At 61.3% G+C, this 9538-nt stretch carries 9 protein-coding genes; 2 read left to right on the top strand and 7 right to left on the bottom strand.

Annotation, left to right across the window (positions count from 1 at the left end):
* Both MOV74_RS21515 and aceE read right to left on the bottom strand, forming a co-directional pair.
* On the bottom strand, nucleotides 1-594 hold a 594-nt coding region (locus tag MOV74_RS21515), incomplete at its 3' end, for a biotin/lipoyl-containing protein (protein ID WP_309486820.1).
* 30 nt (nucleotides 595-624) lie between these two features.
* Nucleotides 625-3312, bottom strand: a complete 2688-nt coding sequence (gene aceE / locus MOV74_RS21520) for a pyruvate dehydrogenase (acetyl-transferring), homodimeric type (RefSeq protein WP_246926450.1) — start codon at nucleotides 3310-3312, stop codon at nucleotides 625-627.
* A gap of 527 nt (nucleotides 3313-3839) precedes the next feature.
* On the opposite strand from aceE, the gene lipA reads away from it, so the two are divergent.
* A complete protein-coding gene (lipA, locus tag MOV74_RS21525; protein WP_246926454.1) occupies nucleotides 3840-4808 on the top strand; it encodes a lipoyl synthase in 969 nt (322 codons plus the stop codon).
* A 553-nt stretch (nucleotides 4809-5361) separates the two neighbouring features.
* The gene (locus MOV74_RS21530; RefSeq protein WP_246926456.1) at nucleotides 5362-5550 is read left to right on the top strand and encodes a hypothetical protein; all 189 of its coding nucleotides are present in this window, start codon (nucleotides 5362-5364) and stop codon (nucleotides 5548-5550) included.
* A 160-nt stretch (nucleotides 5551-5710) separates the two neighbouring features.
* Here the strand turns inward: MOV74_RS21530 and MOV74_RS40835 are convergent, their stop codons facing one another.
* The 5 genes from MOV74_RS40835 to MOV74_RS21550 form a co-directional block, all read right to left on the bottom strand.
* The gene (locus MOV74_RS40835) at nucleotides 5711-5842 is read right to left on the bottom strand and encodes a hypothetical protein (RefSeq protein WP_258719544.1); all 132 of its coding nucleotides are present in this window, start codon (nucleotides 5840-5842) and stop codon (nucleotides 5711-5713) included.
* Nucleotides 5843-5913: 71 nt separating this feature from the next.
* Nucleotides 5914-7515, bottom strand: coding sequence for an MASE4 domain-containing protein (locus MOV74_RS21535; RefSeq protein ID WP_246926460.1), 1602 nt, complete (start codon nucleotides 7513-7515; stop codon nucleotides 5914-5916).
* Nucleotides 7516-7823: 308 nt separating this feature from the next.
* Nucleotides 7824-8294, bottom strand: a complete 471-nt coding sequence (locus tag MOV74_RS21540) for a hypothetical protein (RefSeq protein WP_246926462.1) — start codon at nucleotides 8292-8294, stop codon at nucleotides 7824-7826.
* Entirely contained in the window at nucleotides 8278-9195 is a 918-nt protein-coding gene (locus MOV74_RS21545) for a DUF2950 domain-containing protein (protein WP_246926464.1), read from the bottom strand. Before MOV74_RS21545 ends, MOV74_RS21540 begins: the two co-directional genes overlap by 17 nt.
* Nucleotides 9192-9538: tail fiber domain-containing protein (locus MOV74_RS21550; protein WP_404979158.1), on the bottom strand; the 347-nt coding region annotated here is incomplete at its 5' end. The genes MOV74_RS21550 and MOV74_RS21545, both read right to left, overlap by 4 nt.

Below are 9538 nucleotides of genomic sequence, written 5' to 3' on the forward strand. Positions count from 1 at the left end.
GCCCGCGGCAGGTGCCGTTGATGCGGGTGCCGGCGTGGCAGCCGCCGGAGCCGACGCGGCGTCACTCGTCGCAAGCACGAGGATGATCGCGCCCTCGCTGACCTTGTCGCCGGTCTTCACCTTGATCTCGCGCACGGTTCCCGAAAGAGGTGCCGGCACTTCCATCGTTGCCTTGTCCGACTCCAGCGCGATCAGCGGATCCTCCGCCTTCACGCTGTCGCCGAGTTTGACGAAAATCTCGATAACCGGCACGTCCTTGAAGTCCCCGATATCGGGAACGCGCACCTCTGCCACCCCAGCGGGAGCACTGGTTGGCGACGGTGGTGCGTTGACGACCGGGCGCGCGTCGGTCTGCTCACCGCCCGCACCCTCGAACTGCACGATGACAGCACCTTCGCTGACCTTGTCGCCGACCTTCACAACCACCGAGTTCACAACGCCGTCGCGCGGCGACGGTACCTCCATGGTCGCCTTGTCGGACTCCAGCGCAACCAGCGGATCCTCGGCTTTGACCTTGTCGCCCGGCTTTACGAAGACTTCGATGACCGGGACGTCCTTGAAATCACCGATGTCGGGAACCTTGATGTCGATCAAACTCATCGCTCTGTCCTCGGCTCCGCTGGCTCACACGGTCCAGGGCGCTGAACGCCCGGCGTCGATCTTGTACTTGGCGATGGCTTCGGCCACGGTCTCCGGCTTGATCACCCCGTCATCGGCAAGCGCCTTGAGCGCGGCGACGACGACGTAATGTCGGTCGACCTCGAAAAATTGCCGTAGCTTCACGCGATAGTCGCTGCGCCCGAAGCCGTCGGTGCCAAGCACGACGTAGCGACGTCCGGCCGCCTGCACATATTCCCTGATCTGATCGGGGTAGTTGCGCATATAGTCGGTTGACGACACAACCGGGCCCGCATGCCCGTCAAGCTGCGTTTCCACCCAGCTTTTGTGGCGCGGCTCGGTCGGATGCAGCAGATTCCAGCGCTCCGCCGCCATGCCATCGCGACGAAGCTCGTTGAAGCTGGTGGCGCTCCACACGTCCGCCGTCACGCCGAAGTCCACCTTGAGCAGATCCGCGGCCGCGATCACCTCACGCAGGATGGTGCCCGAGCCGACGAGTTGGACGCGCAGTCCCTTCTTTGTCGCCTCGCCGCCATTCTTCAGGAGATAGAGTCCCTTTAGAATTCCCTCCTCCGCCCCCTTTCCAGCGTCGGCCAGTGCCGGATGCGGATAGTTCTCGTTCATCAGCGTGATGTAGTAATAGATGTCCTCCTGCGCCTCATACATGCGGCGCATGCCTTCCCGGACGATGGTCACGACCTCATAGGCAAAAGTCGGATCGTAGGACACGCAGTTCGGGATGGTGCCGGCCAGCACGTGGCTGTGGCCGTCCTCATGCTGCAGGCCTTCGCCGTTGAGCGTGGTGCGGCCGGCGGTGCCACCGAGCAGGAAGCCGCGTGCCCGCATATCGCCCGCCAGCCAAGCGAGATCGCCGACGCGCTGCAGGCCGAACATCGAGTAGTAAATGTAGAACGGAATCATCGGCACGTTGTTCGTGCTGTAGGACGTCGCCGCGACGATCCAGCTCGACATCGCACCGCCTTCGTTGATTCCTTCCTGGAAGACCTGCCCGCTCTTGTCTTCGCGGTAATACATTAGCTGATCGGCATCTTGCGGCCGGTAGAGCTGGCCGACCGACGAGTAGATGCCGAGCTGGCGAAACATGCCTTCCATGCCGAAGGTACGGGATTCGTCCGGCACGATCGGCACGATGTGCTTGCCGATCGCCTTGTCGCGCACGAGCGTACCGAGCATCTGGACAAAGGCCATCGTGGTTGAGATTTCGCGGTCGCCGGTGTTTTCGAGCAGCCGCTGGAACGTCGACAGCGGCGGAATTTGCAGAGGGGCGGACTTGCGCCGGCGTTGCGGCAGGCTGCCGCCGAGCTTCGCGCGCTGCGCCCGGAAATACTTCATCTCCGGGCTGTCGTCCGGCAGGCGGAGGAAGGGGACCTTGGCGAGGTCGTCATCGGCGACCGGCACCTGGAAGCGGTCGCGGAAGCCGCGCAGCGCGTCCTGCGTCATCTTCTTGGCCTGATGAGCGATCATCTGGCCTTCACCGGATTCGCCCATCCCGTAGCCCTTGACGGTTTTCGGCAGAATGACCGTCGGTTGACCCTTGTGGTTCACGGCCGCGGTGTAGGCGGCGAAAACCTTCTCGGGATCATGGCCGCCGCGTGCGAGTTGCCAGATATCGTCGTCGCTCATGTCGGCGACGAGCTGCTTCAGTTCGTCGTACTTGCCGAAGAAATGCTCGCGGATATATGCGCCACTCTTGCTCTTGAAGTCCTGGTATTCGCCGTCGACGCATTCTTCCATGCGCTTGAGCAGCAGCCCGCTCTTGTCCTTTTCCAGCAGGCGATCCCAACCCGAGCCCCACAGCACCTTGATGACGTTCCAGCCGGCACCGCGGAAGATACTTTCAAGCTCCTGGACGATCTTGCCGTTGCCGCGAACGGGCCCGTCGAGCCGCTGAAGGTTGCAGTTGATGACGAAGATCAGATTGTCGAGATTCTCGCGGCCGGCCAGCGAGATCGCGCCGAGCGATTCCGGCTCGTCGGTTTCGCCGTCACCCATGAACGCCCAGACCTTGCGGTTTGCAGTCTCGGCGAGATTGCGGTTCTCCAGATATTTCAGGAATCGCGCCTGGTAGATCGCCATCAGCGGCCCCAGCCCCATCGACACCGTCGGGAACTGCCAGAAATCCGGCATGAGCCACGGGTGCGGATAGCTCGACAAGCCCTTGCCGCCGGTCTCCTGCCTGAAACTGAGAAGCTGCTCCTCGCTCAGACGTCCCTCGAGAAAGGCGCGCGCGTAGATTCCGGGCGAGCAATGCCCCTGGACAAAAATCAGATCGCCGCCATGCGTTTCCGTAGGCGCATGCCAGAAATGGCCGAAGCCGATGTCGTAGAGCGTAGCGGCGGACTGGAAGCTCGCGATATGGCCACCAAGCTCCGAACTCTCCTTGTTGGCGCGCAGCACGATTGCCAACGCGTTCCACCGGATGATCGAGCGCAGCTTGTGCTCGATGGCGCGGTCGCCCGGCAGGGCCGGCTGCTGATCCGACGGAATCGTGTTGCAATAGGGCGTCGTCAACGTCTGCTGAATGCTGAGGCCGCCGCTACGCGCTGCGTCAATCATCGTATTGACGACGAATTCGGCCCGTTCACTGCCACGGTGACCTCGGATTGCCGACAGGGCATCCAGCCACTCCCGGGTCTCCTGCGGATCCTGATCGTGCGCGTCCGCGACTGTCATTACTCTCTCCCTTGCATGCCAAGCCGAAGTCAGGCGTCATTGCTCATTGCGTTCCGCCGTCAAGCGGAAAGCGCGCAATGCCACGCAGGCGGTATCGCCTGTCGTTCTAGGTGAAAGATTGAGTGCTGGCTGGCATATGAACGTCCCCTCGCGTCGTTTGCTTTTGAGCTATCGCTTCTTTTGCAGACACCTAAGCAGCATTCGTGCCAGACTCGGAAAGGCGCGCCAATCACGCGCATGCCGTTCGTTTTGCTTGAGTTTGCGATGCAATCCGGCAAGCCCGCCTCTCCGATCGGCCCGGATCTGTCTGAAGCTTCGGAAAGCCGTTCGGGTGTACCGCCCGAAATGTCGGACCAGCATTTACAGGGCTCGATGGCGGAAACCCGCTGCGCGCTCGAAGCGACAGCGTCCGCGCGGCGTCGCATCCGGCCGGGAGAGGTCGCTCGCGGAAAGACTAAGAATCGAATTGACGAACTTTGCTCAGATAGCTGAATGTTCGCGACCGGCGCATTCACGGGGCTGACCAAATGACTGTCATACTCGATCTCCTCAACGGCGATCCGCGAGCGAAGATGGGGCCCGAGACGCCGCGTCATCCCGAGAAGGCGAACCGTCCCGATACGCCTATCCAGAGCAAGCCTGCGTGGATCCGCGTGAAGGCGCCCGGCTCAGCCCAATGGGCCGAGACAAAGCGCATCGTGCGCGAAAACAAGCTCGTGACCGTGTGCGAGGAGGCAAGTTGCCCCAACATTGGCGAGTGCTGGGCGAAAAAGCACGCGACCTTCATGATCATGGGCGATACCTGCACACGCGCCTGCGCCTTCTGCAACGTGCGCACCGGCCTGCCCGGCCCGCTCGACGCCGACGAGCCGGTCAAGGTCGCCGAAGCAGTGGCCAAGCTTGGGCTGGAACATGTGGTCGTCACTTCGGTCGATCGCGACGACCTCGCCGACGGCGGCGCGGCGCATTTTGCGGCTACGATCGCCGCGATCCGCGGGACAAGCCCTCGCACGACAGTCGAAATCCTGACGCCGGACTTTTTGCGCAAGCCGGACGCGCTCGAAACGGTGGTCGTGGCGAAGCCCGACGTGTTCAACCACAATCTGGAAACAGTGCCGTCGAAATACCTGACGGTGCGACCGGGAGCACGCTATTTCCATTCCGTCCGGCTGCTGCAGCGGGTGAAGGAACTCGATCCGCGGATCTTCACCAAGTCCGGCATCATGGTCGGTCTTGGCGAGGACCGGAGCGAGGTGCTGCAACTGATGGACGATCTGCGATCCGCCGACGTCGATTTCCTGACAATCGGCCAGTACCTGCAACCCACGCGCAAGCATCACCCTGTCGTAAGCTTTGTGACGCCTGGCGAATTCGACAGCTATGAGAAGATCGCTTATGCCAAGGGCTTTTTGCTTGCATCAGCGACGCCGTTGACGCGCTCCTCCCATCACGCCGGCGATGATTTTCGCAAACTGCGCGCGCGCCGGCGCGGCTAGCGTGCCGCTGCGCTCCGGCTACCCATTTTGCGGGCGAGGTCCAGCGCACCAAATTCCGAATCGATCCTGCAGCAGAGTCAATTGAGTTCTAGCGGTTCAACTGCGTCGCCCCGCGGCCGGCATTCTCATTGACGTCAGCATCTATGAAAGTAAGGGTCGCGCTCCCTAGACCAATGCGACGAACGACTGCCGGCCGACCTCGATCTAATCGACACCTGTTTGGTTGTAGACCATCAAAACTTGGGACGCGCCTAGTCGTCGGGCGCGTCCCCTAGCCGCGACGCACTGGGCGACGTTGGAGGTCTCAAACGTCACAACGCTACTCACTTCCAACACGAGAACGTGTCTAGAGCCTGCAGTTTGGCGGGGTGGCAACGCCGACTCCAGAACAAATGGCTGAAAGGTCGCTCCGTCGCGACAATCGTACGTGTGCACGCGATCGCCGCGCCCTGCTGCTGTCCGCCGGAGAGCTGGCCCGGATAGTTCTGCGCTTTGGCCGAGAGCCCGATGGTCCCGGAGCGATCAATGTCCCGACACAGCCGGCGGTATGCCCGTGAACGCGGGCGACATCATTGTAGGCGATCAGGACGGCCTCCTCGCATTTCCACCGTCCCTGGCCGCAACGGTCATCGAGAAAGCATTGGCGCAGGAGCAAAATGAAAACGGCACTATCCACGCGATCCGTGAGGGCCGATGGGATCGCGCCTTCGTCGATACGCTCGAGGCGCGTTGTGCGAACTGAGCGCTACGCGGTATTGCACCTTCCCAGCGGGTATCAATTCAAGTCGTTCCTTTTAGTGCCCGTCGGCATTACCAGTTTCAGCATCAGCCCAGCTAAGAAATCCCTGCTCACATTAGACGTGATGAGATTTTCCTTGACCTCCCGGCGCACACGCAGCCCTCTAAACAGTTGAAAAACCTGAACTCTCGCTCCAATCCATCATGGGGGCGACGGAGAAGCGGTAGCTTTGCGATTTCAGCGAAATATCCGACATTATGATTGTTGAGCTGTGCAATACCTGCGCTTTGGCCATTCGTGCGCATCCTTCGCAAGAATGCGCTTCCTGTTCCTTCGGAATACGGCGCGGGCGTCACGCTTCGGAGCTTAGACCAGATGCATGGCCGGCAAAGCCACCTCTAAGGTCGAGCCATGACGACTGGATTCTGCAAGAACCAAACTGCCGTCATACCTTTCCACGATCATGCGGCAGATCGGCAGGCCCAGTCCCATCCCTGCCCGCTTGGTCGTGAAGAACGGCTCAAAAATGCGGCCTTGGTCGTTCGGACAAATTCCCCCGCCGTTATCGCGAACGAAGAGGATAACAGCGTCGCCGTCGAGCCGTGTTCCAACGTTCAATCTACGACCGTCGGTCAAAGCGGAGTTGACCGCTTCGATGGCGTTTTTCAGCAGGTTCAAAATCACTTGTTGCAGTTGAACGGGATCCGCACGCACCAAGGCGCCATCGACTTGAAATTCAGTCACGACCGACACTTCGTTCAACTGCAATTCGTGCTGCAGTAGCCGCAATACCTGGCGCGTGATTTCCTCAATGTTTATCGTCGCAGGTTGATCAGCGGCGTCCTTGAAAAGCCCGCGAACACTCCTGATCGTCTCATTCACCCTTAAACTCGCTTCTTCCATATCCTTGAGAATGACGTTGATCTCGTCCAGCCGAGGAGGTTGCGCCTGAAGCATCTGGAGAGCCGTACTTGCATTCAAAGTGATCGAGCCCAGAGGCGACCTGACTTCATGAGCGATCGCCGCGGTGGCAGCGTCGATGCTCACCAAGCGATTGGCTCGCTCACGCCGCTGCATTGTCAGGGCACTGGCGAGCCGAGAGTAGAGCACGGTCATTTCGGTCAGCAGGACCGACAGCAGCATGCAACTTGCGACCAGCGCAAAGCCGCGCGCCGCATACCAACCAACCGAAAAGCGAACCGAACTCGCGACGGCTGCCACGAGGAAGTTAGGCAGCCAAGCCAACAGGGTCACCATCAGCCAGAGATCAAGCACCGTTCGCCCGCGTGCAAAGAGCAGCAAGAACAGGAACGCGCCGAAAACGAACAAAGCGACGTTGATCTGATTACCGAGCCGCGTCTGCAGCGTGACACTCGTCGTGTAGAAGCTCGGGAGGTGCCCGACCCAAGTGGTCACAAGCGGCGCCGCTAGAACCACCACCCCGAACACGAACGCAAGCGAGAGCGCGATGCTGGCAGCGGGCGACCGGGGGATTTCCGCTTTCATCTCCTTCAGCAAGGCGTAGGACAGCACGCACAAAGAAAACGTCGTGTGCCAAAGGACGAAGAACCAAGCCGGCGTATTGTAGCCGTCACCGATGATGCCGTTAGGTGCGTAGCCTCCCGGAAAACTCAACGTCTGCAGGAAGGCGAACGAGGCGCTGAAGAGGTATGCGCTGGCGATGGCAAGCAGCGATCGATGCGGCTGGACCGAATACTGGGCCAACAGCAGAATTGCCGTAAGCAGGTCGGCTGCGCTCAGGACGGTTTGAAGAACCGGAACGAAGCTGTCGATCCTGCCGATCTGGAGATGCGCAAAAGGCGCAACTAGCGCTGCAAGGGCGATAATCACGACGGCAAGGCCAACCGCGACTGCTCGCTGTTTCGGCGTTGCGGGCATCAATGCGACTACGACAGGAAGGTCCCGATCCGATGCGGGCGTGTAACGCTGCGTTTCGACGTTCAGCATGGTGGCCGCCTGTGCTCCGGCGGTTGTTGATACTGTGGTTGTTCGAGTGCGCGGCAGCCCGGACATCCGTCCATGGCTCCCGCTCGCCTGGACAGCCTCGGATTTTAACAGGGGACATCCTGCCACGGTGTAGTGACCGCAGCAACTGAGCTTTCAGGTGCGGGCGATGAGGCCGTTCTCGTCACCGAACCTGCCTGGTCGGCGACAAGCCTGGCGTGCGGCCTTCTGCAGTCTTGGGTTGGCCGTCAAACCCTCGACACTGAAACTCGCCGCCTAATGTGCGGCAGAAGTGTCAATCGCCTGCAACCTCATTTCGCAAGCGATATTGTAATCCCGCTGAGGTTGGCGGCAAACTCCAGGCCCGCCTTCGGCCCTCGCAGGACGATCACGACCCCCTTGTCGTTACGCAAGTGGACGCCGTTCACGCCCCCGACGAGCGCCGCGCCGCCACCAACTGAGCTGTAGGAACCCGCAAAGTCGGAGATTTCGCGGATGCCCGAAGCCCAGCCATCGAGCCGACCGATGGTCGCGCCAGCCGTGATACCAAGGCTAATGCCGGACACTTGGAAGGGATAGTTGTGGCCGCGATAGGTCAGCACCCCGTTGCCCGCGCCAGCGCCGACGAGCAGGCCCGCCTTCACTATCTTGACCCGAACATGGCCTGAGGCCTGCGCGAAGGACGGTGTCGCAGGAACGACCAACGCAAGGAGCGCGATCGTTCCGAGGTAAATTGCCGAAGTCCTCGCAAAGGCGATGCAGCGCTCAAGGTTTCTCTGCATCGACTTTCTTCCAGGTCTGGTCGGGATCAAACAAGGAGATACGCCTGGCAACGAAGTCCGTGCGCTTGCCGAGATCCTTCTGGTAGACGGTACCGTCATGATTGACGAGGAAGGCCATCACGCCGGAATTGCCATACTCGGCAGGCCAGGCAATCAGCCCGAAGCCGCCAATCATCTTGCCTTTCACGACGTAGTTGAGTGGGCCGCCCGGCGCGTCCATCCCCTGCCCCTTCAAGATCCGAAAATAGTATCCGTGATATGGGCTCGGCCCTACACCTGACGCTTTGTAGCCTTCGGCAGACGCCTCCGCCGCAAGCGGACCGAGCGGGCTCGGGTCGCTGTCGTCGCGCCAGAACAGCCCATCCTTCTTGCCGGGATTGCTGACGATGCGTTGCGCGTAGACGCCGACGCCCTCACCGCGATCCTTGCCGGCATATTCATTCTGGGCGTCGACATAGGCGAGTGCGGTCTGGATCGCGTCGAGCTCGTTCCGGCCGATGCGGCGGCGGAGCACTTCGATCCGCCCCTCGTCGGTGTCGAACTCCCAGCCGGACTTGGTGTTGATCAGCGGGATCGGAAACGGAAAATCGTCCGGGCCCAGCATCAGGGTTGCGGTCTTGTTGCCCTCCGCCTTGAGGCCATGCTTGGCGTCATACATCGACGTAAAGCGCCGTCGTATATCGTTGTCGGCGATCTCGTCACCGGAGAAGACGATGTCCTCGGCGGCCCTGCCGAGCACCTTCAGGATGTCGCGCGGCCCGCTCTTGACCGCCGCCGCAAGCGCCGCGGCAGCGTCTTCCGGCGTCTCGTACGATTGCTGGGCCTGTGACGCAGAGCCAAGCAGCGCCAGGGCCATGATGCCGGGCAGAAGCGCGCGGCGTAACGATTTCAGACCGGTCATGGTGACACCTCCGCGGGGATCGTCGCGCCGCCGGCGAGCCAGTCGCGGTAGGTGCGGAATGTCAGTCCGAGCTTCTCGTAGTACACGCGCAGATATCCGTCGCTTCCGCGCGTTACGGCGTTCGGCATCACCTGCTCGACCTCCTGAGCCATGACACCGACATAAGCCTTGTCGCTGCCGACGTAGCTGAAGCGGTAATAGCCGAGGCCGTTGCCGAGATAGCCGAGCAGGACGACGTCGTGCTTCAGCGCCATATCGGAGCGCCGGCCACCACCACCACCGCGCCCGCCTCCTCCGCCTCCACCGCGGAAGCCACCGCCGCCACCCATCGACATCCCGCCAC

The sequence above is a fragment of the Bradyrhizobium sp. SHOUNA76 genome (assembly GCF_023006445.1).
Classification (GTDB): domain Bacteria; phylum Pseudomonadota; class Alphaproteobacteria; order Rhizobiales; family Xanthobacteraceae; genus Bradyrhizobium.